Origin of the sequence: Synechococcus sp. W55.1, assembly GCF_047461655.1 — a bacterium.
Taxonomy (GTDB): domain Bacteria; phylum Cyanobacteriota; class Cyanobacteriia; order Thermostichales; family Thermostichaceae; genus Thermostichus.
Genome location: NZ_JANSHN010000002.1, coordinates 83152 through 108336, shown reverse-complemented (window position 1 = coordinate 108336; position 25185 = coordinate 83152). Strand labels below are relative to the sequence as shown.

The following is a 25185-nucleotide window of genomic DNA, read 5'->3' as shown; positions in this document are numbered from 1 at the left end:
CCAGCCTGGACCACCGTCTTGCCAGTCTAAGCCCTATCTGGGGCGAAGGCTTTCGTGTCGCGGGGAAGATGGGTTGCTAAAGGTGTGCAAAAGAACCCCGACTCAGGCAACACTTTTACTTTTTGCGCGATTTGGCTCTTTTTCAGCCACGGAGGACCCCTCAGCGAGGGGAAACAGCCGACCTTGTCTGACAGCGATCTGAACCCGCGTGCCCACAGGCAGAGCTTCCCGCGCCAGAGCGTGCAGTTCTTTGCCGGTCTCTGTGATCAGGCAATAGCGGTACTCTCGCCCCAAAAACTGCCGATCCCGAATGACAATGCCTCCCTGAGGATCAGGGTGCAAATGCAACTCCTCCTGGCGAACCATCAACTCTGCGCAGCGCAAGCTGGGGTCGGGCTGATCCCTCAAAGCCTGGAATGGGATGTGCAGCAGCTCTTCAGCCTGCCAACCAAACTCCCGCCGCTCACAGCGCAGAAAGTTGGCCTGGGTAATAAACTCTGCCACGAAGCGAGTAGCCGGCTCCCGATAGACCTCCTCCGGGGATCCCCATTGCTCAATACGGCCTTCCCGCATCACCGCCACCCAGTCGGAAAGGCAGAGAGCCTCCTCTTGGTCGTGGGTGACAAAAATGGCCGAGGTCTGGGTTTGCTTGAGGATTTTGCGGATTTCTTCCCGCAGGTAGTAGCGCACCTGCACATCCAAATTGCTCAGGGGCTCATCCAACAGGATCAAGCTAGGCCTGGGGGCCAAAGCCCGCGCCAAAGCCACCCGCTGCTGCTGCCCGCCCGAAAGCTCGTGGGGATAACGATGGGTGTAGTCTTCCAGGCCCACCAACCGCAACACCTCGTAAGCGCGTTCCCGCGCCTGTTGGGCAGCGCCTCGCAACTCAGCTCGCAACTCAGTTGAGGAGGAGCGATTGCCACCCCCTGCCGCCGACGCAAACGGGGTAGTGGGTCGGAGGCCAAACATCACATTGGCCAACACGTTCAAGTGGGGAAACAGGGCAAAATCCTGAAACACCAGCCCCACTCCCCGTCGCTCCGGTGGGATCCACTGCCCCTCCCCAGCCACAACCTGCCCCCCCAGCAGGATCCGCCCGCTATCCGGCTGCTCAAATCCGGCAATGGTGCGCAATAAGGTGGTTTTCCCACAACCTGATGGGCCCACAATGCTGAGGATGTCTCCTTGGGGCAGGCGAAACTCGACTTCCCGCAAAACCAACTGCCGCTGGCCGGGAAACCCCTTGCTGATGCCCTCGAGCTGAAGGATGTAGGAGGGATCCTCGCGCACGGCAGTGGGACTTGGAGAAAACAAGAACTCAGCCATGACGGTTGTTGTTGCAAAAGATTTTCACTATTTTTACCACACTACCATGTCCCCGGATCCCGTCCAACCGGATCGGGATCCAACAGCCAGCAGCCAGATCTTGAGCAGGACAGAATAAGGTTTCTACGCCTCGCCCTGATTCCAAGCGAAGCAGCGGAAAATCAGTGTTAAACTTAGTTAACGAAGTTTCTCAGGCCTGGGCGGCGCTTGTTTGTGTGGCGCACTCCAGAGGCTTGTTCTAAATGAGTTTTGAGACAAAGTTTCCCGAACGTGCTCTGATTACAGGGGCCAGTCGAGGGATCGGCAGAGCTGTAGCCCTAGCCCTAGCTCGACAAGGGATAGCAGTAGCTCTGGTGGCCCGTTCCCAACCTGATCTGCTGGCGGTGCAAGCCCAAATCCAAGCCCAGGGCGGCAAGGCAGCGATTTTTCCCATCGACTTGGCCGACCTAGCGGCTCTGCCCCAGCAGTTGCAGGCTCTCCTGGATCGATTTGGCGTCTGCGATGTCTTGGTCAATAATGCGGGCATAGCCCATGTTGGCCCCTTGGCCACCTTACCTTTGTCGGATTGGCAGCGAGTGATCGACTTGAACTTGACGGCAGCTTTTCTGTGTGCCCAAGCCGTACTTCCCGGAATGCGCCGGCAGCGCTGCGGCACGATTGTCAACGTCATCTCGATTGCGGGCAAGCGAGCTTTTCCCAACTGGGGAGCTTACTGTGCCAGCAAGTTCGGCCTAATGGGCTTTTCTCAAGCTTTGGCCGAAGAGGAACGACAGCATGGCATTCGGGTCACCAGCCTGTGCCCTGGTGCCGTGGACACGTCCCTCTGGGATACGGGCACGGTAGGGGTCAACTTCGACCGCTCCAAAATGCTCTCGCCGGAATGGGTAGCCGATTTGATTACCTATATTGTTCGGTTGCCCACAGGTGCGGTGGTGGAAGATCTCACCTTCATGCCTGCGGTGGGAGCCTTTTAGACCTGGCTGGTTTGGGGTTGCCCGTGACTTGGGAGGGTTTTGGCTATCGCAGCCTTTGACTGGATGCCACCTGAGCTGAGTTGCATGCACCGAGTTCTCTTAGCCTTTCGTTAACCAAGGAATATCCTGCTATGACCCTTGCGAAACCCGGATCTGGCTCGCAATCTCGAATGGATGACAAAGCCCATTTCAAGTCTCGGGTGATTCGAGATCGAGCCACTTTTGCGGAAGAAGAATTGGGTAGCTCGGATGTCTCAGATCCGGCTATGGTGGCGGCGGTGGAGACGCTGCTGCGGGGGATCGGGGAGGATCCCCATCGAGAGGGGCTACAGAAGACTCCGGAACGAGTGGTTGCGGCTTTGAAGTTTTTGACCAGTGGGTATCGGCAGTCTTTGGAGGAGCTACTGAACAGTGCCATCTTTGATGAGGGCCATGACGAGATGGTGCTGTTGCGGGATGTGTCTCTGTTTAGCCTGTGCGAGCACCATCTGCTGCCCTTTATCGGCAAAGCCCATGTGGCCTACATCCCCAAGCAAAAGGTGGTGGGCCTAAGCAAAATTGCCCGTATCGTCGAGATGTACTCCCGCCGCCTGCAGGTTCAGGAACGCCTGACACGGCAAATTGCTGAGGCCTTGATGGAGGTGCTGGATCCCTACGGGGTGGGGGTGGTTATCGAGGCTACCCACATGTGCATGGTGATGCGGGGGGTACAGAAAGCTGGCTCCTGGACGGTCACCAGCTCGATGGTGGGGGTGTTTCAGGAGGATCCCCGTACCCGTGAGGAGTTTTTGAGTCTTATTCGCCATCCGTCCAATTTTTAGGGAGCTTCCCGGAGCTTTGCCGGTGGTTGGGTTGAGTTAACCCTCTGCTCAGGCTGGGAATACTAGCCTAAGATCGACTCAAACCCTGCCAGAAGCGAGGCCCGTCATGAGCGAGGTCAGCCCTGAAAATCAATTTCCCACCGACGTGGAGTCCGATTGGAAGCCCCCGGCTCCGCCGGTCATGCAGCGTCCGCCTCGTCCGGCTGCTCAAACGCCCCCGGTGGAGCCCCCAACGCAACTGGATCCGGTGCTGGGTTCAGCTTCCCAAGGGATGGGATCCCGGCCTGTCAACGCCAAAAGCCCCCCCAACCCCATTCTGGGTCGGCCCCTTCCTCCTGGTGTGGCTGTCGCTCCCCCTCAGGTGCCTGTGCCTGTGCCCGATCCTGTCGCTCCCCCTCGAATGCCCCCGCCCACTCCGGCTCCGGCTGCTGCTGCTCGGCCTCCAGTGTCGCCACCTGTCCCCACTCCTGCTGCCCCGCCTTTTGCGCCACCAGCTCGCCCAACGGCTGCCGGTCGGATCCCGGTGGCCCCGGCTACTCCTGCGGGCCTGACTCTGCGCCAACTGGTGCAGGAAGCCTATGACAAAGGCTACTCCGATATTCATTTGGGGGTGGGGGAAGTGCCTCGCTTTCGGGATCGGGGGCAGATGCTCTTGACCAACTACCCGGTCACCACCACCGAGATGTTCTATGGCTGGCTGCGGGAAAGCCTGCCGGAGAACCAAATTCGCCAGTTTGAAGAATGTTTGGAACTGGATACCGCCATCCAGTACGAGGGTTTGGTGCGGTGTCGGGTCAACTGCTTTGTTTCCCTGCTTGGCCCGGCTATGGTGATGCGTCTGATCCCGTTGAAAATTTTGACGCTGGAGCAGTTGCGGGCACCGGAAGTGCTAAAGCGCATTGCCGAGGAGCACAAAGGCTTGGTTTTGGTGACCGGCCCCACCGGCTCCGGTAAGTCCACGACCTTGGCGGCGATGGTGGACTACATCAACTCCAACTTTCCCAAACACATCATTTCCATCGAGGATCCCATCGAATTTGTCCACCAGAGCAAGAAATCGATGGTGCGGCAGCGGGAGGTCGGGATCCACACCCTGGAGTTTGCCAATGCCCTGAAAGCCTCGCTGCGGGAAGATCCGGACATCATCTTGATTGGGGAGATGCGGGATCGAGAGACGGTGGATATTGCCCTAAAGGCTGGCCAGACGGGCCACTTGGTCTTTGGAACCCTGCACACCAACAGTGCCGTCCGCACCATCGAGCGTCTGCTGGGGATTTACAAGCCGGAGGAACAGGAGCCGATGCGCCTGCAACTGGCAGAAACCCTGGTGGCGATCATCGCTCAAACCTTAGTGCGCACCACCGATGGCAAGCGAGCTGCGGCCCACGAGATCATGCGCAACACCGATGCCATTCGCGACTACATCAAGCGGGGGGCGGTGGACGAAATTGAGGAACTGATCGCCGACGGCTCCTATGAGGGCATGTGTACGATGAATCAGTCTCTGTTTAGGCTTTACCAAGAGGGGCGGATTACCGAAGAGGTGTGTCTGGAGGCTGCCCCGCGCCGCAATGAGATGGCCCAATGGCTGCGGGGCCGGATCTAGGGTCGGTCTCGAGGTGGAGTCGCGCTGGGGTGCTTGAGGGAAGATGAGCCCTATCTTAAACTGAGAGCAGCCGGCGGCGCTGGCCTGCCAAGCTACCTTCTCATCTCTTGGGCCAGCCTTGGGCTTGGGGGATGGGTTGCTGGATTGATGAACCGAATTGAAAGCAAGTTAGAAAACAGGAGAATCCCTACCGTGAGCGTGATCAACCAGATCATCGAGACCGCGGATGACCAACTGCGTTACCTCTCCGTCAGCGAACTGGAAGCCATCAGGAATTACATGACCACCGGCGAGAGGCGCTTGCAAATCGCTCAGGTGCTCGCAGAAAACAAAAAGCGCATCATCGACCAGGCCCAGAAGCAGCTATTCGCCAAGCGGCCCGAGTACGTGCAACCCGGTGGCAATGCCTACGGTGACAAGCGCTACAACCAATGTTTGCGAGATTACGACTGGTATCTGCGTCTGGTGACCTATGGCATTATTGCCGGCAGCAAAGAGCCGATTGAGTCTATCGGCCTGATAGGGGTGCGGGAAATGTACAATGCCCTCAACGTACCCATCGCCGGCATGATCGATGCGATTGTCTTTTTGAAGGAAGCTGCCCTCAGCTTGTTGGAGCCGGCGGCAGCCGCTGAAGCCGCCCCTTACTTTGACTACATCATCAATGCCATGAGCTAGGGAACTACAGGGATCCCAAGGCAGCCCGGGCATGTACGGCCACCTGTTCTTGGGAATCCTGGGCCAGCCGGGTCAGTCCGGCGCGAGCGGCTTCTGTTCCCAACTTGGCCAGGGCAATGCAGACGCGGTAGCGCAGTTGCCAGTCGTCGGAATCAATGAGGGGATCCAGGTAGGGGATGGCCCGCGGATCCCCCAGATCGCCCAAGGCAGCGGCAGCGGCTGTGGTGATCAGCTCGCTCTTGTCCTGCAAAGCTTCCACCAGAGTGTCGAAGGCGGCAGGGTTCCCCAGCTCTCCCAGGGCAGCGATGATGCTAAACCGTACCAGCCACTCCGTTTCTCGCCGATAAGCTTCCAGGAGATCGGCCAGGGCCTGTGGCTGCTTGAGATCCCCCAGGGCAGCGGCGGCAGCAGCCCGCACATCGAACTCCGGATCCTCTCGCAAAGAGCGCTGCAAAATGGGCAACAGTGGAGCCGGATCGACGCCAGACAGGGTGCCCATCTGGCTGATGGCAGCATAGCGGACGCGGGCATTCTCATCGGTGATTGCTCGCTGCAACAGCGTCAAGGCTTCTGGCCCTGGCAGCTCTCTGGCCTTGTTGACGGCGCGCAGCCGATCTCCCAAGTCTTGTGAGCTCAACAGCTCCAGCAAAGCGGGCAGTGCCGGAGGATCCCCAGAGGTTGTTGTCATATCCCATTCTCTCCATAACCCTCCTCGGCCATAGCGAGGGAGGAAAAGCCGATGTTATTATCTTGAAGCAGTGCATCCAGTCCCTTGATCTTATGGCCTTATTGCAACAAGAGAAGCAGCAGATCATCGAGAGCTATCGACTGCACGACACCGACACCGGTTCTGCCGAGGTGCAAGTGGCTCTGCTCACCAGCCGCATCAACCAACTCTCTCAGCACCTGCAGAGAAACCCGAAAGATTTCAACTCCCGCCGCGGCCTGTTGATGATGATCGGTCGCCGCAAGCGACTGCTTAACTACATTGCCAAGCATTCTCCTGACCGCTTCCGGGAGCTGGCCGAACGGCTGAACATCCGGGTGAAAAAGTAGGCAGCCCATCCAAAACGCTATCGGAGATCTGTCTTCGTGGGCAAATCCAGCCGCCAGTCCAAAACCTTTCGCCGTCGCTCCCCCTCCGCCTCTGTTGAGGTGGAGAAGAAGCCGGCAAAGAAGGAGCCTGTTGCCGTGATTCCCCCTGAGGTCAGCCGGCGGATGGTGCGGCGGATTCTGGTGTTTTCTGGGATCCCTTCGGGGCTAGGTCTGAGCAGCTTTTTTGTGAATTACTATCTCTTGACCAACCACGTGGTTCCTCTGCCCCCTTACTTCACCTTGGCGGAGTCGCTAACTTTGTTTGGCCTTGGTTTTTTGGGCATCAGCTACGGTGTGTTCTCGGCTTCCTGGGATCCCGAGCCGGGATCCCTGCTGGGAATTGGAGAATTCCGGCGCAATTTGGGCAACATCATCCAACAGTGGCGGGAATCTGCTGCTCGATCTTCTGAATCTTCTGACTCTAGGGAAGCCTAACTGCTCTCCCGTCGCCTTTTCCAGGCCGGTTGCTGCCTACAATCAAGAGGGATCCAAGTCCATTCTGGCGGCAGCGGCTACCCCCAGTTCTCCAGCATGAAAATAGCCTACTTCGACTGTGCGGCGGGCATTGCCGGCGATATGTGTCTAGGAGCCCTGCTGGATTGCGGGGTGCCTTTGGAGTACCTCAACCGTCAGCTCCAGGCGTTGGGCATCGAGGGGGAATATAGCCTGCAGGTGAGCCGGGTGCAGCGGTGTGGGCAGCCTGCTCTGCAAGCTGTGGTGGAGGTGCTGGGATCCCAGAGTGGGGGATCCCTTGCTCGGCATTGGGCAGAGATTCAGGCTTTGATCGCGGGATCCCAGCTTTCCCCAGCCATTAAGGCCCGCAGCCTGGCGGTGTTTGAAAAGTTGGCGCAGGCAGAAGCAAAAGTCCATCAGATGCCTGTGGAAAAAGTGCACTTTCACGAAGTGGGGGCAGTGGATGCTTTGGTGGATATTGTCGGCACTTGCATTGGCCTGGATTGGCTGCAGGTGGAGCGGGTGTTGTCATCCCCCCATCCTGTTGGGGGCGGCTGGGTGAGCACAGAGCATGGCAAATTGGCCGTGCCGGTGCCGGCGGTGATCGAGTTGTGGGAAATGGGCCGCGTGCCGGTGTTCAGCAACGGGGTGGAAGCCGAGCTGGTGACCCCCACAGGAGCAGCCTTGGCTGTGGCGTTGGCGGAAGAGTTTGGCCCCTGTCCGCCGATGCGGGTGGAAAAAGTGGGGCGTGGGGCCGGTGCCCAAGAGCTGCCCATTCCCAACGTGTTTCGTCTCTGGATTGGGGAAGCCGATGGGGGAGAGCTAACGGAAACGGTATCGGTGTTGCAGACCCAAATTGACGATCTCAACCCCCAAGTGGTTGCCTACACCTGCGAGCAGTTGTTGGCCCTCGGGGCCTGGGACGTGTTTACCCAGCCGATCACCATGAAACAGGGGCGGCCGGGGATCCTGCTTACCGTCATCTGTCCGCCGGATCGGGTGCCGGAGTGTCAAGATCTCATCTTCCGGGAGACCACCACCCTGGGCATTCGCCACTTCCAACAGCAGCGCACCCTACTGGAGCGGGTCATTGAGCGGGTGGAAACCCCTTACGGCTTGGTCGACATCAAAGTGGCCCGCCACCATGGCCGCATCGTCAACGCTCAGCCGGAGTTTCGCGATTGTGTGGCCCGCGCCCAGGAATTGCACGTGCCGGTTCAGACGGTGTGGCTGGCGGCCCAATCGGCTTGGCAAAGCCGGTTGCAAGGTTGAAGGGACACTGGCTTTAAGCAAGGGGTGTGTGGGTGAGCAAGACCCAGAGCCAAGACGGTTTGGATGGGACAAGGGGGATCCGCGTTTCACCCCCAATGAATCCGCTCCTGTTGAACACAGATTGGCACCCATGGCCTGCTAGCCTGGGAGATGTCGATCTTGCTCTCTGCGCCGACCGCAAAAATGGAATCCCAAGCCTCTCAATTTAACTTCGACCGCAAACTGTGGGATCGGTTTATCACCGTGGCCCAGCCCTACTTTTACCCCAGAGTACGCTATGGGGGCTGGATCTTTTTGGGCTTGCTGGCAGCGGCCATGGTGTTTGTGGTTGCCCTGATGTTCTTTGTGGAGATTGGGGTGACTTTGGTCGGTCAGGCCCTGTTCCCGGAGTTTTTCACCAATGTGGCAGCCGGATTGGTGGCGCAAACGGAGAGAAACTTGTCCTCGCCGGTGCTGTGGGTGGCCTCGGTCAGCTTGGCTCTGAGCAGCCTTTGTTTTGGGGCGGCGTGGCGGCAGCTTCGCCAGCGCTGGTTGCAGTGGGCGCTGCTCACCTTTTTGCTGTTTCTGTCGCTGACGGTAAACCGGCTGAACGTGATGATTAGCTTTATCTTTCGGTTTATCGACACAGCTCTGCAGCAAAAAGAAGAGCCCACTTTCTGGCAGTTTTTGATTATTTATGGAGTGCTGATTATCTCAGCCATTCCGATTTTGGTGATCTACCGCTACACTCGCCTCAAGCTAGGGCTGTTTTGGCGAGAATGGCTGACCGATCATTTTCTGGATCGCTACTTCGATCAGCGGGCTTACTACGAGCTGGATTCCAACGCCGCCAACACCGAAATCGACAACCCCGACCAGCGCATTTCCGAGGATGTTCGCTCCTTTACCGGCACCACCCTCTCCTTCCTGTTGGACATTCTCGACTCGATTCTCACCCTCTATGCTTTTACTGGCATTCTCTATGGCATTTCTCGTCCGTTGGCGTTGGGGCTGGTGGTCTATGCCACCATTGGTACCGCCATTGCCATTTTGGCTGGTCGCAAGCTGATCAAAATTAACTTCGATCAACTGCGCTACGAAGCCGATTTTCGCTACAGCTTAGTGCACGTGCGGGATAATGCCGAGTCCATTGCCTTCTACCAGGGAGAGGATCAAGAACTCAGGCAAATTTTGCATCGCTTTGGTGCGGCCTTGCGCAATTTTAATTTGCTGATCATCTGGCAGGCCATCATCGATATTTTCCAATACGCCTACAACTATTTCACCCGCATTGTGCCCTATGTCATCGTCGCCCCCCTTTACTTCAGCGGCGTGCGAGATTTCGGCACCATTACCCAAGCCACCATTGCCTTCAGCCAGGTGTTGAGCGCCCTCTCCATTGTGGCCAACCAGATTCAAAGCATTTCCAGTTTTGCCGCTGGGATCAACCGCTTAGGCTCCTTTCACGAGTCTCTGGAAGATCCGGCGCTGCGCCACACCGGCGCTCGGGAAAGCAACATTCAAACTCGCATTGCCCAGCAATTGGCGCTAAACCACGTCACTTTGCTCACCCCCAATTCAGAACGAACCCTGGTGCGGGATCTCTCCTTCGCCTTGGAAGCCGGCCAGCGGCTTTTGATTGTCGGTGTTAGCGGCAGCGGCAAAAGTTCCCTGTTGCGGGCCATTGCCGGCCTATGGACCAACGGCCAGGGATCCATCGCCCGCCCAGATACTCAGGAGATGCTCTTTTTGCCCCAGAAACCCTATATGCTGCTGGGATCCCTGCGGGATCAACTGCTCTATCCCAAACGCCGCCGAGACCTCACCGATGAAGATCTCATCCGAGTCTTGGCCCAGGTGAACTTGGGGGACTTGCCGGAGCGGGTGGGCGGCTTTGATGTGGAGAAAGATTGGGCCAGCACCCTCTCCCTTGGGGAGCAGCAGCGCCTTGCCTTCGCCCGCATTTTGATCACTCAGCCCCGCTACGCCATCTTGGACGAGGCCACCAGCGCCCTGGATGTGGCCAACGAAAAACTGCTCTACCTGCAACTGCAACACTTGAACACCACCTACATCAGCGTCGGCCATCGTCCCACCCTCTTGGCCTACCACGACCTGGTTTTGGAGCTGCAGGGGAATTGTGCCTGGCAACTGTGGTCGGTGCAGGAGTATGGTGCCCGCCTAGCCCTGGCCAGCTAGAAGCGCCGACGATCTCAAGCTGACTCAAATAACAAGTTTTGCGGGTTTGGGACAAAACCCGGATAGGAGGCTGACTTTTCCAACTGGACGCCGCCCAAGGGAGGTGATAGCCTGTTATTCACAAGTATTCCGACCGGTTTACCGGAGATCACCAATGCCCCCCATGATCCCATCCGAGGCCAAGCGCTCCAAGGTGGAGCAGATCAAGGCAGACAGCCACTTTCTACGGGATCCCCTTCAGCAGGAGCTGGCCCAAGACACCACCCATTTCAGCGAGGCGGCGGTGCAGGTGCTCAAGTTCCATGGCGCCTACCAGCAGGATGACCGGGATCTGCGGCAGCAACGGAAGCAGGAAGGATTGGAGCGGGCCTATTCCATCATGTTGCGCACCCGCATCCCCGGGGGACACGTGCCCCCGCAGCTTTATTTGACCTTGGATCGGCTGGCCGATGAGTACGGCAATGGCACCCTGCGAGCCACAACGCGGCAAACCTTTCAGTTGCACGGGATCCTCAAGAAAAACCTCAAGGCCACCATAGCCAGCATTCTCAAGCAGATGGGATCCACCCTGGCCGCCTGCGGCGATGTCAACCGCAACGTGATGGCACCGGTGGCCCCCTACAAAAATCGCCCTGCCTATCGCTATGCCCAAGAGTATGCCCGCAAGCTGGCGGATCTGTTGGCTCCAAAAACCTCTGCCTACTACGAGATCTGGGTGGATGGCGAGCCCATTCCCATCCCGCCGGTGGATGAGGAAGTGGTGGAAGCCGAGAAGTTTGTCGGCAACGGGGTGAGGTTAGAGGGCCCAGAACCCCTGTATGGCCCCGTCTATTTGCCCCGCAAGTTCAAGACAGCCATCACCGTAGCTGGGGAAAACACGGTAGATGTGTACTCCCAGGACCTGGGCTTGATTGTGCTCACCGACCGCAAGGGCAACCTCAAGGGCTTCAACATCGTGGTAGGTGGCGGGATGGGACGCACTCACGGCAAGGAAGAAACCCAGCCCTTGCTGGCCCAGAAGCTCTGCTTTGCCCCTCCGGAGGCGGTGTATCGGGTTTGCCAAGCGGTTTTGGCCGTGCAGCGAGACTACGGCAACCGCTACGACCGCAAGCAGGCGCGGCTGAAGTATCTGGTGAGAGAGTGGGGGATCCGCAAGTTTCGCCGCGTTGTCGAGGAGTATGTGGGGGAAAAATTGCCCCGGTTTCGCCCCCTACCCAAGTTTGTTCCCAACAGCGACGACTACCTGGGCTGGCACGAGCAGGGGGATGGCCGTTGGTTTTTGGGCATTTCCATCGAAAATGGCCGTATCCAGGACACCCCAGAGCGGCAGCTCAAAACGGCGCTGCGCCGGATTGTGGAAGCCTTTTCTCTGCACGTGCGGCTGACCCCCACTCAGGATTTACTTTTCATCGACATTGCGGAGCAGCAGCGGGATGCCATCAACCAGATCCTCAAATCCCACGGGGTGCTTTCCAAGGAAGAGATCCCCCAACTGGTGCGGCTGTCGATGGCCTGCCCTGCCCTGCCCACCTGTGGGTTGGCGATTACCGAGTCGGAGCGGGCTTTGCCGGGGCTGGTTCGCCAGTTGGATCGGCTGTTGCAGGAGCTGGATCTGCAGGATTCGCCCTTTTTGGTGCGCATGACCGGCTGCCCCAACGGCTGTGCCCGACCCTACTTGGCGGAACTGGGATTGGTGGGATCCGCCCCCGATGGCTACTACCAGATTTGGCTGGGAGCCAGCCCGCAGGGGGATCGCCTGGCGCAAGTGTTTCAGGATCGGGTACACATCAGCCAGATCGTGCCGCTGATGAGAGTTCTCCTGCAGGCCTACAAGCAGGAGCGCCGTCCTGGCGAGAGCTTTGGAGATTACTGCCATCGGGTGGGGATCCCCTACCTGAGGGCCCAGGTGCAGCAAAGGGATGGCGTTTTTGCCTGAAGGGATCCCTCAAAAACGAGACCAAGCCTGTAGCCATTCCCGGAGCGCTTCCAGCCATCCAATCGGTTCGGGCTTGGCTGCTTCTGGAGCTTCCTCCTCGCCAGCCGGCAAGCTAACTTGGTCAGGGTGCACCCTGTAAACTCGGATGGGTTTGGCGTTGGGAAAAGGTTTCACCGAAAGAGGCTCCACCTGCAGGAGTTGCCCTTCCACTGCTCGATACACGGCTGCCGAGATGAGCAACCGAAAGCTCTGTTCCTCAGTCTGTTCCCCCCCTTCCGAAAAATCCTCAACCGACTCCAGCCAGGTGGCAACATTGACCGACTTGCCAAAGGCAGACAGCCGCTGCGGATCTTGGGGATCAATGGGGAGCAGAAGAACCGGGCCGTGGTGGATCCCGAGGGTGAGCTTAACCTGGGGGTAGGAGAGTTGCCGCAGAGACCTATTCAACTCCGCCACCGACTGTCCAAGCGCCAATCCCGCCTGCAGTGCCTGCTGTACGGCCAGCTCGGGTTGTTTTAAGCCAAACAAGGCCAAACTTCTCAGCCCACTCTGGTTGGCCAGTACTCCCCCATGTTGCTGCACCAATGCTCCCATCTGGGTGAAGTAGCGACCCAAGGTGTAGACAACATCGTAGGGAAAGTTCTCCTCGTCGAAGTTGGCTGTCCCCCGCAGGGAAGCGCTGAGAATGGCGGCGGTGACTTGGCTGCCGACCGAGTGGGCCTGCAATTGATGTTGGGCCACTTCCACATCTGCTTTATCGATCACCAGCCGCTGCAGGGTGACATCTCCGGTGATGCGGGTTTGACAGGCCAGGCGAATATGCACGGGAAGATCCAGCCGTTGGGCCAACCTCTTCTCGGCAGGGGTCATGCTGCGGCAGTTTTGGCTGCCTTCCAAAATCAGAATGCGACAGGTGGAACAGGCGGCATTGCCCCCACAGGCATGGACATGGCGCACCCCCGCCCTGAGCAGATTTTCCAGAACCGTGAGCAGGGGATTGGCTTCCAAGGTGAGGTTGTCGGGGTAACAGGTGATCCGCATGGTTAAGAGGGAGTGAGGGGTGGCAAAAAGATTCAGCACTACCTAAATTCAGTACGGCATTGCCCTCCCCTTGGATGCTGTTTTCAAAAGTTTTGGGTATTGGGTAACCTCACCCCGCAGCCTGCCCCGGCGCCGATGATAGAGTACAGAGGAGTCTTCTGCGCGAGCCCTTTATGCCTCAGTCCAAACCCCAAGAATCCCCAGCCCGCAAGCTCCTCAACATTTTGCTGCTGGTGGTGGGCACGGTAACTTTCTTGGGCTTCTCCTTTGGCCCGCTATTCCAGGCCCTGGGGCCTTCTGAATCGCCAGAGGCCAGCCTGGTAACCGAGCAACTGCGGGCCCAGGCAGACGGCTATCGCGTCGTGCTGGAGCGGGAGCCGGATAACCCCATTGCCCTGCGGGGGTTGATCGACACCCAACTGCAATTGAACGAGCCGCAAGGGGCCATTGAGCCGCTGAAGAAGCTGGTACAACTGGAGCCCGAAAATCGGCAACTGAGAGCCTTTTTGGCCGAAATCCAGCAGGATACGGGGGATTTTGAAGGGGCATTAGAACAGCTCCAGATCCTTTACGAGGGGGATCCCAAAGATGGCCAGGTGCTGCAGCAGTTGGTGGATGTGCAGCTAACCCTGGGCCGCACCTCTGAGGCCATTGCCCTGCTGGAGAAGCATCTTGAAGAAGTGCCGGAAGATAATGATGTACGTTTGCGCTTGGCCTTTGTCTACGCCCGCAACAACCAGACCGAAAAAGCCATAGCCCTCTACGACGAGTTAATCGCGGCGGATCCCAGTGATTTCACTCCCGTGCTCGGCAAAGCCATAGCCCTCAGCTCTGCCACCGATGAAAACCTACGGGCAAAAGCGCCTGAGCTGTTTGAGCAAGCAGCGCGGTTGGCCCCACCCCAAGTCCGGGAGCAGATTCGGCAACAGGCAGAAGTTTATGCCCAGGTGAACCGGCCCCAGACGGTCGAGAACCAAAACAGCAACCCCTCCCCCTGAGCAGGTTTTCAACCGTTAGGCTAATCCAGGTGTTGAGAAGCTGATCCCTGACGGTTCTCAGTTGACCCGATAGGGAGAGCTACGGAAAAGACTCAAGTGCCTTTTCTACAGAGGGGTAGATCTCGTAAATGGCATCCAAACCGACGATGGCGAAGAGCAGCTTGACTTGCTCCTGCAGGCCGCAGAACTTGAGTTGATAGCCCGAAGCGCGGCAATGGCGATGCGCTCCGACCAAAACAGACAGCCCTACGCTGTCGATCAGACTCACTTGACTGAGATCCAACAAGAAATGTCCCGGTTTCTTGGTGAGAATTTGGCTTAGCTCTTTCCGTACCTCGCGGGCAATGGCGGCGCTGAGCTTTTCACCAAGCAATCTCACAACTGTAACAGGGGATCCCTTGTGGCTGAGCTGGATGAAGACATCCATGAAGAGCCCGGCAGGTTTGAGGGGGAATGGGCACAGGCACGATGGAACCAAACTGATTTTGAGTTGCTAAATCACCATGAGTATGAGTTTGTCTTCCCTGAGCTTGTCTTGCAAGCATTCTCGGACACTTTTCTCTTGCAGGTTGGGACTGGCATGAACGGGATCCCTGCCTGGGCTGGAGATGCTGCCGCCCTGAGCCTATTGGTTATGCAAGTGCCGATGCTGGCGGTGCTGCTGGCGCGGCTGCTGCCCTCTTTGCGGCGCCCTTCCCCTCTGCCTCCCGGTCAGCCTGGGATCCCTTTGCAGCCGGGCTTGGTCAGCGTGTTGTTGCCCACCCTCAACGAAGCGGAACGCATCGATCCCTGCCTGGAAGGATTGCACCAACAGAGCTCCGTCCTGCGGGAGGTGCTGGTGGTGGACAGCCGCTCTCAAGATGGCACCCCCGAAAAAGTGCTGCAGATGGCCAAGCGGGATCCCCGCTTTCGCCTGCTGACCGACGATCCCCTCCCCGGCGGATGGGTGGGCCGCCCCTGGGCTTTGCACTACGGATTTCTCCAGTCGGATCCGGCCTCTGAGTGGATCCTGGGCATTGATGCCGATACCCGTCCCCAGCCAGGATTGGTGGAGCGCCTGCTGGAAACTGCCCAGGCCCAAGGTCTGGATCTGATCACCCTGGCACCGCAGTTTATCTTGCAGCACTGGGGGGAAGGCTGGCTGCAACCGGCTCTTTTGGTAACCCTGATCTATCGCTATGGGGCAGCCGGAGACAGGGCTACCCTGCCAGAACGGACGATGGCCAATGGGCAATGTATGCTGGTGCGCCGGTCGGTGCTGGAAGCGATGAATGGCTACACAGTGGCGCGGGCTTCATTTTGTGACGATGTGACCCTGGTGCGGCAGATTGCGGCAGCGGGCTTCAACGTGGCCTTTGAGGATGGTCGGCATCTGCTCCAGGTGCGGATGTACACTTCCTTTGGCGAAACTTGGCGAGAGTGGGGCCGATCCCTCGATTTGAAAGATGCCACCCCTGTGGCCCAGTTGTGGGGGGATATAGCTCTCCTCGTCCTCACCCAAGGGATCCCTGGGCCGGTGGTTGTAGGGCTGTTGGGCAAAGCCGGGATGGGGTTTCCCTTTTCCCTGACGGAGCAGGTGCTGCTGGGGCTTAACCTAGGCTTACTGATTCTGCGCTTAGGTGTACTGCTGGGCATTCGCGGCTCTTATCAGGATCCCCCTTGGACGTTCTGGATGTCGCCTCTGGCGGATCCCTTGGCCGTTCTGCGGATAATCCTATCTGCCCTCAGCCGGCCCCGCTCTTGGCGCGGGCGCACCTACTAGGAGAGCCCTCAATCGGCTATTGCCTCGGGATCCACGCCCAACTCCCGCAATTTCGCGGCTAGGCGCTGCTGTTCCAGACGGGCCTGTTCGAGGGCTGCTTCTGCCGCTTCGGCCCGCTGCCGCTCCTGCTCTACCTGTTCGATTCCCCATAGGAGCAAATTCCCATCGGCAGTCCACCACCGCAACCAGTTGGCTTTGGTCTCGGCTTTTTGTCCCCGCCACACCCCCAAAAACAAGCCAATCTCCGGGATCCAGTAGCGACGGTTTTCATCCGCCGATACAGGGGTATAGCGGCCATTCTCCAGGCGGTAGACATCCAGCTCACCGGTTTTGGGATGAAAGATTACATAGACAGGCACCTGCAAAATGCGCTCGTAGAAATACCATTTTCCATAGGGATAGTGGGGATTGATGGAGTACTCGCCGCCCTCGGTTTCGGAGATGAATTCCATCACAATCGCCGGGGGATTCCCTTCTAAGTGTGGGGTATAGCTGCGGCGGATCTCTCCTTCGGGAATCGGCTGTACTGCGGGCACATAAACCCAGTCGGGGGCTTTCACCACCACCTTGTCCCCGACAGTGCTGCAAAGGCCAAAGTTGGAGGCGATCAAAGCCTGGGCAGGGATCATCTGAGCGAGTTCCAATGCCTCACGCAGAGCAGCAGCCAAAAGGGGCTGTAAGGTGCTTTCCACAGGCTCATCCGGCAAGGGAAAGTCTTCCGGCAGTTTTTCCCATCGAATGGGAGGTAGGGGCGGGGTGAGCCGAACAGGAGAGAGGGTCATGGCTTAGGATACTCATGGTGATAAGGTACATGAATGCCTTTTGAATAACTCAAAGCACTTGCTGATATCAACCCCAGGCAATTCCACAAGGCTGTTGCAGGCTAGGACGGATTCAGTCATCTCGACTGCCAATCCATACGGTTGAGATATGCTTGGGGGCAATGAGCAAGTTTTTCGGCGTCTTCCTTGGATTCAGCAAGAGAGCGTATGCCAGAGCCTGAACCCTCTTCTGCCCACATTCTGGTGATCGAAGATGAAGCTAAGCTGGCTCGTTTTGTGGAAACGGAGCTGACCTGTGAGGGATATCGAGTCAGCGTAGCCAGCGATGGCATGGCCGGGTTGAGGGCAGCCTGCGACCAAAACCCCGACTTGGTGCTGTTGGACTGGATGTTGCCCGGCATCTCAGGTTTGGAAATTTGTCGGCGACTGCGCTCAACGGGCAACCGCGTGCCGGTGGTGTTGATGACCGCCAGAGATGAGGTGTCGGATCGAGCAGCGGGGTTGGATGCCGGGGCAGATGATTACGTGGTCAAACCCTTCAGCATTCAGGAGCTGCTGTCTCGGATACGGATCTATTTGCGGCAGCCAAGGCGATCCCGCGATGGCCAGTTGGTGTTCATGGATCTGATTCTGGATCCCGTAACGCGGGAGGTCACTCGGGGAGAGCGGCAAGTGGAGTTAACAGCCAAAGAATACGACCTGCTGCGCTACTTGATGGAACACCCTCGACAGGTGCTCACCCGCCAGCAGATTTTGGAGCATGTGTGGGGGCTGGACTACATGGGCGACTCCAACATCATCGAGGTCTACATTCGCTATTTGCGCCTCAAGATCGAAGGCCAAGGGGAAAAGCGCCTCATCCAGACCGTGCGTGGGGTGGGCTACGTGCTGCGGGAGTAGGGGTATGGGGATCCAAAACCCCCCAGTGGAATCTTGCCTGTGAGGTTAGTTGAATTGAGGGATTTTGGGGTGCAGAGCGTGTTGTTGATGAACCTATGGAGTGCAGGGCTGTTGGGTCTCACCTTCAGCTCACCTGGAGAATTTGTCTTCCGTTTTCCCCCTGGCACCCCGCTGGTGGGAGGGCTGGGCCTGCGCTGGTATGGCCTATTGATGGCAGTGGCCGTGTTGGTCGGCTTGATCTTGACCAAAGCACTGGCCGAATCCCGTCATTTGGAGAAAGAACCCGGCAAAGCCGGCGAACGGGTGGAGCTACTGGCCCTGTGGCTGGTGGTGTCTGGGTTTCTGGGGGCCAGACTCTACTACGTCATCACCCATTGGTCAGAGTTCAGAGATAACCCCCTCTCGGCCTTCGCCATTTGGCAGGGGGGCCTCATCATCCATGGCGGGGTGCTGGCCGGTGCTCTGGCTCTCTACTTCTATTGCCGCGCCACCGGGATCCACGGCTGGAAGTATGCCGATGTTCTCACCCCTGGGTTAATTTTGGGCCAAGCCATTGGGCGCTGGGGCAACTTTTTCAATTCCGAGGCCTATGGTGCCCCTATTCCCCCGGACAGCCCTTGGCCGCTGCGGGTGTACATTCCTCCCCAAGCTCGCGAGCCGGAATACAGCCAGTTTGAGTTTTTCCACCCGATCTTTTTCTACGAGAGCATCCTCAATCTGGCCCTGTTTGCTCTGTTGATGGGGATGTTCTGGCGATTCCCCAAGCTTAAAGATGGCACTTGGGTTTGGACGTATGTGGTCGGCTACAGCTTGATTCGCATCCCTTACGAAATCTTGCGCGTGTCGGCGGTGGCCTATCTGCCGGGAACTTCCATCAAAGCCGCCTATGTAGCCAGTGGCTTGGGCTTGGTGATCGGGATCGGCATGTTGATCTACATGTACCGGCTGCGCTTCGACCCCGATTTGGAACAACTGGCAGCGTGGTTATCGGAGCAAGCGGGATTAGCGCCAGAAGCAGCCCAAAACCTTCTGGAACGGGCTTGGGCTATTCAACAGAGACATCGCCGCGCCGACCTGTTGGATCGTGTCACCCTCGCCATGCCCCACTTTCCCGGCACCCTTGCCCCTCACCTGTCTCTTGGCCAACGGGAGCTGCTCATGCGGCAACTGTTTTGTCGCCTGGAAGGCAGGGATCCCTCTGAGGAAGGGCTGGCCCAAGCCAGTTAGTGCCGTGGCCATCAGGCTGAATCAGGGTCATTCCCTCACCCCCAAGGAGAAAGCAGGGCCAGGGAGCAAAACCTTTAGGCCAGCAGACCTCGGGCCAGCAAACCCGCCCCCCCTCCCATCAACACCAACAGCCAAGTGGGCTGGCGAAAGCGCATCAAGGCAATGAAGGCCGCTACCCCGATCCCCAAAGCCACCAGCGAAGCGGGAGTTGTTTGGTGTAGCAGCGCATTTTGGGCCAAGGGCACTGTAGCCGCAGCAACAGCCCCCAGGGCCGTTGGGGTAATTGCCTGCAGGGATCCCTTCACCCAAGCATTGTGCCGTATGCGCAACAGAACCGGAGCTGCCAGCAAAATAAAGGCAAAAGAAGGGGCAAAGATGGCCACTGTTGCCGTCAGGGCCCCCAGCACCCCTGCCACCTTGTAGCCGATAAAGGCTGCCGTCAGCACCACCGGGCCAGGAGTAAATTGCCCAATGGCCACCCCATCCAAGAACTCTGTCGGCGTCAACCAGCCCAACTGATCCACCACCTCGTCGGCGATGAAGGGGATGATCACCAGCCCTCCCCCGAAGATGGCGCCGCCTACTTTCAGGAAAAACAAGGTCAAAGGCCAGAAATAGGCACCAATCCGCTCCAGACCCCAAAAGCTGCTCAGGATAAGGGTTTCCGGTGGAACCGTGGCCACTACCGTCTGGGCCAACGTCAATACTGGCCAAGGGAGTAAAATCGGGATCCCCGATAGTGGGCCTTTTTTGGGCCCATACAGCAGCAGCCCCACCAGAGCCGCCAGCCCGAACAGCAACAGGATATTCACCCCCCCAATCAGCAGCAGGGCAAAGGCCGCCACCGCGATCAGCCCCCGGCTCCAATCCTTCACAGCTTTACGGCCCAGTTTCCAGCAAAAGGCCAGGATAATGGCGATCACCACCGGGGCCACCCCAAAAAACATCCCCTCTAGCTGCGGCACCCCCTGAAAGCGAAAGTAAAGCCAAGAAAAAATCACCTCGATCACAAAAGCAGGGGCAATGAAGCAAATCCCCGCCAGCACCGCCCCCAACCAGCCTGCCCGCACATAGCCGACATAGATCCCCATCTGGGTAGAAGCTGGCCCTGGCAACATTTCACATAGGCCCACCCCTTCGGTAAATTGTTCCTGGCTCATCCAGCCCCGCCGGATCACCGCCTCATCGTGTTGCATGGCGATGTGGGCTTGGGGGCCGCCGAAACCCAGGGATCCCAGCCGCAGGAATACCACGGCAATCTCTTTCAGGCGCGTTGAAAGGGAGGGCAAGTTGTCGGGGGCGTTTTCCGGCCTGGGGAACTGACCGGGAGCAGACTCAGAAGACATGGGCAAAGCCCGGCAAGACAACCCCGCCTATCCTGCCATCTGTCCGGGATCCCTTCAAGAGGACAACACTCGCCCGTTTATCCTTTCACCCAAACTGCCCCCTCAGGTCTTCAGGCTTCGCAACCACTCTTCCAGAGCGCGGATCGGCGCGGGATCCCGGTAGACGCGATCTTGACGTGCTTTCACCTGCTGGCCCATTTGCTCTCGCCACTCTGGATCCAAGCCCAACCGACTGGCAATCTGGACGTATTCATCGAGGTTATGAGCGATGGTATCGAGAATCCCCATCTGCTGCAGGATGGCGTAGGTGTGGCGGCCCCGCATCAGGGATCCCGGCAGGGTGACGATGGGCAGCCCGTGGGGCAGGGCTTCCAGGGTGGTGTTGCCCCCTGACCAGCCGAGGCTATCCAGGTAAATATCCCCCAGGGCATTGTAGGCCGCATATTCTGCGGGGGAGAGTTCTGGTAAGAGCACCACATACTCTTCAGCGGCCAGGTCATAGGCTTGAAAGGCCCGCCGCATCCGTTGCCAAAAGCGCTCGCGGATCCCTTGGGAGAAGCGGCCTCGCAAAAATAGAAATTGACACTTCCCCACTTTCCGGGCGATGCGAGGGAACACCTCGTCGTGCTGGGGCAGGTATTTAAACAGGGATTGGGCGCAGAGATAGAGCACCCTATCGGGATCCACCCCCCAAGCTCGCCAATCCACTGGGGCCGGGAGAATATCCAGGGGAACATAGTAGGTGCCGATTCCGGGCAGGGGAAGCAGCCGTTCGCAGTAGTGGCTGGCCCCTTCTGGCGGCTCCATGAGCTCGCTGCTCAGGAAAACATCGATGGTGGGCAGCCCAGAGGTTTGTGGATGTCCCCAGGCCATGGCCTGCACGGGGGCCAAACGCAAGGCGGCCAACGGGGCGCAGACGGGATCGATCCCCACTTCGGGATACAGGATCACATCCAACTGGGCTTCTCGAATGGCCGTCTGCCATTCCTCCAAGCTGCGGGATCCGGCCACAAAGCGCTCGAAATAGGGGGGTAGGGATTGGGTGATTTCATCGTGAACGGGAGAGGTGTGGAAGCCGTAGAGAGCCACTTGGGAGCGATCCAAAGCTTCTACCCAGCCGCGAGTCAGGATCTTCCAAACGGAGTGATCCCGAAACAGGCCGGAGACAATGCCCACCCGCAGCTTGTCGGCGCGTTGCTTGAGCAGCAGAGGGGGGTGGGAGTAGCGGGCTGCCATGACCTCACAGACCAGGGATCCGTAGAGCTGCTGCAGATCGCGGTCGTTCTGGCCTTGGTAGGGCAAAAAGAAGGGCTGGACGGAGCCGATCCCGGCAGCCGCTTGCTCCAGGGTTATCGGATCCCGCGGCAGTTGTTCCCAGCGGGCCTTTACCTGTTGTAGGGCTTGGCGGTAGCGCTCCCGGGCCACGGGAACTTGGTCTGCCGAGGCGTACAGCAAGGGCAACTGGCTCACACACCACCCCAGGGCAGCGGCCAAGTCGGCAGGATCGGCCTGCCAAAGGCGGTAAAACAGCTCCGCCGCTTTTTCCTCTTGGCCACAATCCCGCAGCACAATGGCCAAGGTGTAGGCAGCATCGGCAAAGTCCGGCTGCAGCTCCAGGGCCTGTCCTAAGGGGACAAGGGCCGCCTCCAAATCCCCCTGCTGCCGCAGCACCAGCCCCAACTGGTAGAAGACTTCTGGATCCGGCCCCCCCTGCTCTAGGGCCAGTTGCAGGTGAGTTTTCGCCTCCGCCAGCCGCCCCGCCTGCTTGAGGGCAATCCCCAGGTTAAAGTGGGCATCGGGGAACCAAAGCTGTTGGACAAGGGCCTGCCGGATCAGGGCAATTGCTTCCTCTAGGGATCCCTGTTGCTGCCGACAGACCCCCAAGAGGTGCAGCGCCTCCGGGTGAGTGGGCTGGGCTTGCAGCACCTGCTGGTAAAGCGAGACGGCCTGTGGCCATTGCCCCGCTTGGTGATGGCGAACGGCCTGGGCCAACAGACGCTGCAGATGCTCTCCTTTGCCCTTTCCAGCTCTGCTTGGGCCAAAGCCTTTCCCCGGTCTAGGCATGGATGGCAGTGCGCTCCTCGCGCGGGCGGATCCTGAGCCTGTGCCCCATCAGCCGTTGGGGAAATTGAGAAAGCCCGCCAAAGCCGGGGCAATCGGCAGCAGGGTCATCACCATCAAAAAGAGGGCCAGCAAAGCCAGCGCATCCCGCTGGCCATCGGTCTCTGTGATTTCATCCTGAGGGGGACGCTCTGGCTCGCGAGCAATGAACAGGATCAGCAGCGCCCAATAGAGGGCCAAGACGTTGCTAAAGGAAGCGACCGCCAGGGCAATGAGGGTGATGAAGGTGGCGCGGGCCGCCGTCTTCCGCCCGTACACCGCCTGCACAATGCGACCTCCATCCAACTGGCCGGCAGGCAGCAGGCTCAAGGCCGTTATCGCCAGGCCGATCCAGCCCACGGCGACGAAAGGATGAATGGGGATCAGCTCCGACTGAAACTCGGATCCCAGCACCAGCCGGGCCAGAGTGCCCACTAGGATGGAGCTGCGGAATATCTCGGTAGGCACATACAGCCCTCCTGAGCCGGATAGCTTCAGGCCAGCCAAGAGCACCAGCAGCGACAGGATCCCGCTCGCCGCCGGGCCAGCAAAGGCAATGTCGAACAAAGCCTTGCGGTTGGGCACTGGCGATTGGATGCGGTTCAGGGATCCCAGCGTGCCAATGCCCAAGCTGGGGATAACAAAGGCAGGGCTGAGGCGCACCCCGTACTTGCCCGCCATCCAGCGGTGTCCGGTCTCGTGCACCAGCAAGATGGCGAAGATCCCGGCTGCCACCGGCAGGGCTTCCACCCAGCGCCCCGGCGCATCCAACAGCCGGAAGCCCAAGAGATTGGCCCCCACCTCCAACGTGGCGACGAAGCTGAAGACCAGCAACGCCCCCGCCAGGATCTGCGCCCCCACGGAAGCGCGGTAATTGACGATGGGATCCGGCAAGACCACCACCGCCGGCTTTTCCGCCGGATCCTCCACCAAAAAGAGCTGGTAGCGACTGCCCACCTGCTCTTTGAGCTTCTCCACCAGCAGGGGTACCACCACCTCCGCCTCCTGGCGCAGGTTGCCCTTAAAAATCGCCCCTTCCCCATAGGGGACGGTCTCGGTGACGAAAAAGGTATCGAGGCCGAAAATAGACTGAATGGCCTGCAGATCCTCAGCCGAGATCCGCTGCAGAACCGCAGGCGCTTCCAAAGGCGCCTCCCCTGCCGAAGGGGCTTCCCCCTGCTCTTCCAGACGAGCCAACTGCTCGCGACGGGCCTGCAGCTCCTGCTGGGCCAACTGGCGGGTCTTGCGCCCCACAGCAATGTAAAGCCCTGTAAAGACCAACAGCAACACCAGGAAGCCTGCAAAATTGAGGTAGATCCCCAGCAGCAGCAGCCCCAGGAAAACCACCCACGGCAACAAGAGCAGGGATCCCTGCAACCACACCCAGACGGCCAAGGATCCCCGTCGGCGAGCCCGCCAAAATCCCCAACCCAAAAAGGCCAGCGTTCCCAGCAAAAAGAGGGGAGTAATCTCGGTGGCGATGTTCATGGTCTACCTGTGATGGCCTACCTGCAAGAGTGCTCCACACCCCTGACGCGACTGAGGCGAGGCAGCAGACAGCTTAAGCAGAAACAGCCGCTCCCTCAAAACGGGGCTCAGGCTGCTCCCACAAGTAGAAGCCGGCACGGCGGGGCTTGAGCAGAAACAGCCGCAAAAACTGATAGAAGTTATTCAGGTAGAGGGGCAGCTTGCGCAAACCCTTGAAGGGGCCGGATCCCCGGGCAATCTCCCTCAGCTTGGCGTTGTTGGCCACACACTTCTGCAGCCGCCGCACAAACTCAGGGTTTTCCACATCCAACACCACCGGAAACACCTTGGCCGCCTCGCGGTTGGTCTTGTAGATCACCTCCATGTCATAAGCATGGGGATCCAAGCCGATGAGGCGGTAGAAATCGGGGCGCTCTCCCACATCATTGAGGTACATGGTGGCGAACACCGACAGCAAGAAGAAGCGGCACCACAGCTTGGCCACCCACCCCTGCAGCAGCCTGGGCTGGCTCAGAAGCATCAGCGCGAAGAAATCGCCGTGGCGGTTCTCGTCCTGGCACCAGTTCTTGAAGAAGTTGAAGATCGGGTAAACGCGATCCTCGGGGTGGGCCTCCAGGTGGCGGTAGATGAGAATGTAGCGCCAGTAGCCAATCTTCTCCGAGAGATAGGTGGCATAGAAGATGAAACGCGGCGCGAAATAGGTGTAAGACTTGTGCTTAGTGAGAAAGCTCAGGTCGAAGGCCATGTTGAAGTCGCCCATGGCGCGGTTCAGAAAGCCGGCATGGCGGGCCTCATCGCGGCTCATCAGGGCAAAGCACTCGGCCAAAACGGGGTTGGTCTCTTTTAGCTTGCGCGACAGCTCCTTGTAGAGGAGAAAACCGGAGAACTCGGCTGTACAGGAGCGCTCCAAGAACTCCACAAACAACCGGCGCGCCTGCGGATCCAGGCGGCTTTCCCAGTCTTGGTTGAACTCCTCACCCCGGACGAAGTGATGGCGGTTGTAGTCGGCGCGAAACTCCTGCAGGATGGCCCGGAAATCGGCCTCTCGATCCCCTAAGCCCATTTTGCCGATGGCCTCGAAATCGGTGGTGTAGAAGCGCGGCGTCAGGATGGTCTCGGTGGGCACTCGCGCTTGAGTTTGAGCAGCTTGCAAACTGGGACTCATAGTGATTTAAAGCGGATGAAAAGGCCAGGTATACTCT

Annotated in this window: 22 protein-coding genes; 13 read left to right on the top strand and 9 right to left on the bottom strand. The window is 58.8% G+C overall.

Features of this window, described 5'->3' with window-relative positions:
- Window positions 1-102 precede the first annotated feature (102 nt).
- A complete protein-coding gene (locus NW816_RS01695) occupies window positions 103-1326 on the bottom strand; it encodes an ABC transporter ATP-binding protein (RefSeq protein ID WP_414408026.1) in 1224 nt (407 codons plus the stop codon).
- Window positions 1327-1568: 242 nt separating this feature from the next.
- Here NW816_RS01695 and NW816_RS01690 point away from each other — a divergent pair, with 242 nt between their 5' ends.
- The 4 genes from NW816_RS01690 to apcD all read left to right on the top strand — a co-directional run bounded on the left by NW816_RS01690 (window position 1569) and on the right by apcD (window position 5405).
- Window positions 1569-2300 carry an SDR family oxidoreductase gene (locus NW816_RS01690; protein WP_414408025.1) on the top strand — a complete coding sequence of 244 codons (732 nt, stop codon included), beginning with the start codon at window positions 1569-1571 and terminating at the stop codon, window positions 2298-2300.
- Window positions 2301-2431: 131 nt separating this feature from the next.
- Window positions 2432-3121 (top strand): GTP cyclohydrolase I FolE, encoded by a 690-nt coding sequence (gene folE, locus NW816_RS01685; protein ID WP_414408024.1) that lies wholly within the window; start codon window positions 2432-2434, stop codon window positions 3119-3121.
- A 271-nt stretch (window positions 3122-3392) separates the two neighbouring features.
- On the top strand, window positions 3393-4727 hold the full coding sequence (locus NW816_RS01680; protein WP_414408084.1) for a type IV pilus twitching motility protein PilT: 1335 nt from the start codon (window positions 3393-3395) through the stop codon (window positions 4725-4727).
- Between the two features lie 192 nt (window positions 4728-4919).
- Entirely contained in the window at window positions 4920-5405 is a 486-nt protein-coding gene (apcD, locus tag NW816_RS01675) for an allophycocyanin subunit alpha-B (RefSeq protein WP_011431857.1), read from the top strand.
- Between the two features lie 4 nt (window positions 5406-5409).
- Here the strand turns inward: apcD and NW816_RS01670 are convergent, their stop codons facing one another.
- Window positions 5410-6093 carry a HEAT repeat domain-containing protein gene (locus NW816_RS01670; protein ID WP_414408023.1) on the bottom strand — a complete coding sequence of 228 codons (684 nt, stop codon included), beginning with the start codon at window positions 6091-6093 and terminating at the stop codon, window positions 5410-5412.
- A 92-nt stretch (window positions 6094-6185) separates the two neighbouring features.
- Between NW816_RS01670 and rpsO the strand changes: the two genes are divergently transcribed.
- The 5 genes from rpsO (at window position 6186) to NW816_RS01645 (ending at window position 12339) form a co-directional block, all read left to right on the top strand.
- Window positions 6186-6461 (top strand): 30S ribosomal protein S15, encoded by a 276-nt coding sequence (rpsO, locus tag NW816_RS01665; RefSeq protein ID WP_011431855.1) that lies wholly within the window; start codon window positions 6186-6188, stop codon window positions 6459-6461.
- Between the two features lie 36 nt (window positions 6462-6497).
- Window positions 6498-6935, top strand: a complete 438-nt coding sequence (locus tag NW816_RS01660; protein WP_414408022.1) for a photosystem II biosynthesis protein — start codon at window positions 6498-6500, stop codon at window positions 6933-6935.
- Window positions 6936-7031: 96 nt separating this feature from the next.
- Entirely contained in the window at window positions 7032-8225 is a 1194-nt protein-coding gene (gene larC, locus NW816_RS01655; protein ID WP_414408021.1) for a nickel pincer cofactor biosynthesis protein LarC, read from the top strand.
- Window positions 8226-8408: 183 nt separating this feature from the next.
- Window positions 8409-10403: an ABC transporter ATP-binding protein/permease gene (locus tag NW816_RS01650; protein WP_414408020.1), complete on the top strand. Its 1995-nt coding sequence runs from the start codon at window positions 8409-8411 to the stop codon at window positions 10401-10403.
- Window positions 10404-10557: 154 nt separating this feature from the next.
- Window positions 10558-12339 (top strand): NADPH-dependent assimilatory sulfite reductase hemoprotein subunit, encoded by a 1782-nt coding sequence (locus tag NW816_RS01645; RefSeq protein WP_414408019.1) that lies wholly within the window; start codon window positions 10558-10560, stop codon window positions 12337-12339.
- A gap of 9 nt (window positions 12340-12348) precedes the next feature.
- Here NW816_RS01645 and NW816_RS01640 read toward each other — a convergent pair whose 3' ends face one another.
- The gene (locus tag NW816_RS01640; RefSeq protein ID WP_414408018.1) at window positions 12349-13419 is read right to left on the bottom strand and encodes a 2Fe-2S iron-sulfur cluster-binding protein; all 1071 of its coding nucleotides are present in this window, start codon (window positions 13417-13419) and stop codon (window positions 12349-12351) included.
- A 134-nt stretch (window positions 13420-13553) separates the two neighbouring features.
- Here NW816_RS01640 and NW816_RS01635 point away from each other — a divergent pair, with 134 nt between their 5' ends.
- Window positions 13554-14378, top strand: coding sequence for a tetratricopeptide repeat protein (locus tag NW816_RS01635; protein ID WP_414408017.1), 825 nt, complete (start codon window positions 13554-13556; stop codon window positions 14376-14378).
- A 79-nt stretch (window positions 14379-14457) separates the two neighbouring features.
- On the opposite strand, the gene NW816_RS01630 is transcribed toward NW816_RS01635, so the two are convergent.
- A complete protein-coding gene (locus tag NW816_RS01630; protein ID WP_414408016.1) occupies window positions 14458-14805 on the bottom strand; it encodes an STAS domain-containing protein in 348 nt (115 codons plus the stop codon).
- 153 nt (window positions 14806-14958) lie between these two features.
- On the opposite strand from NW816_RS01630, the gene NW816_RS01625 reads away from it, so the two are divergent.
- On the top strand, window positions 14959-16140 hold the full coding sequence (locus NW816_RS01625; protein WP_414408015.1) for a glycosyltransferase: 1182 nt from the start codon (window positions 14959-14961) through the stop codon (window positions 16138-16140).
- 8 nt (window positions 16141-16148) lie between these two features.
- On the opposite strand, the gene NW816_RS01620 is transcribed toward NW816_RS01625, so the two are convergent.
- Complete coding sequence (locus NW816_RS01620; protein WP_414408014.1) at window positions 16149-16922, bottom strand: Uma2 family endonuclease; 774 nt, start codon at window positions 16920-16922, stop codon at window positions 16149-16151.
- Between the two features lie 207 nt (window positions 16923-17129).
- Here NW816_RS01620 and NW816_RS01615 point away from each other — a divergent pair, with 207 nt between their 5' ends.
- Together NW816_RS01615 and lgt are read left to right on the top strand one after the other, a co-directional pair.
- Window positions 17130-17822 carry a response regulator transcription factor gene (locus NW816_RS01615; RefSeq protein ID WP_414373777.1) on the top strand — a complete coding sequence of 231 codons (693 nt, stop codon included), beginning with the start codon at window positions 17130-17132 and terminating at the stop codon, window positions 17820-17822.
- Between the two features lie 69 nt (window positions 17823-17891).
- Window positions 17892-19049 (top strand): prolipoprotein diacylglyceryl transferase, encoded by a 1158-nt coding sequence (gene lgt / locus NW816_RS01610; protein ID WP_414408013.1) that lies wholly within the window; start codon window positions 17892-17894, stop codon window positions 19047-19049.
- A 74-nt stretch (window positions 19050-19123) separates the two neighbouring features.
- On the opposite strand, the gene chrA is transcribed toward lgt, so the two are convergent.
- The 4 genes from chrA to acsF all read right to left on the bottom strand — a co-directional run bounded on the left by chrA (window position 19124) and on the right by acsF (window position 25148).
- The gene (gene chrA / locus NW816_RS01605) at window positions 19124-20395 is read right to left on the bottom strand and encodes a chromate efflux transporter (RefSeq protein WP_414408012.1); all 1272 of its coding nucleotides are present in this window, start codon (window positions 20393-20395) and stop codon (window positions 19124-19126) included.
- A 102-nt stretch (window positions 20396-20497) separates the two neighbouring features.
- Complete coding sequence (locus tag NW816_RS01600; protein ID WP_414408011.1) at window positions 20498-22459, bottom strand: tetratricopeptide repeat protein; 1962 nt, start codon at window positions 22457-22459, stop codon at window positions 20498-20500.
- 48 nt (window positions 22460-22507) lie between these two features.
- A complete protein-coding gene (locus NW816_RS01595; RefSeq protein ID WP_414373771.1) occupies window positions 22508-23983 on the bottom strand; it encodes a site-2 protease family protein in 1476 nt (491 codons plus the stop codon).
- Between the two features lie 73 nt (window positions 23984-24056).
- Entirely contained in the window at window positions 24057-25148 is a 1092-nt protein-coding gene (acsF, locus tag NW816_RS01590) for a magnesium-protoporphyrin IX monomethyl ester (oxidative) cyclase (protein WP_414408010.1), read from the bottom strand.
- Window positions 25149-25185 lie beyond the last annotated feature (37 nt).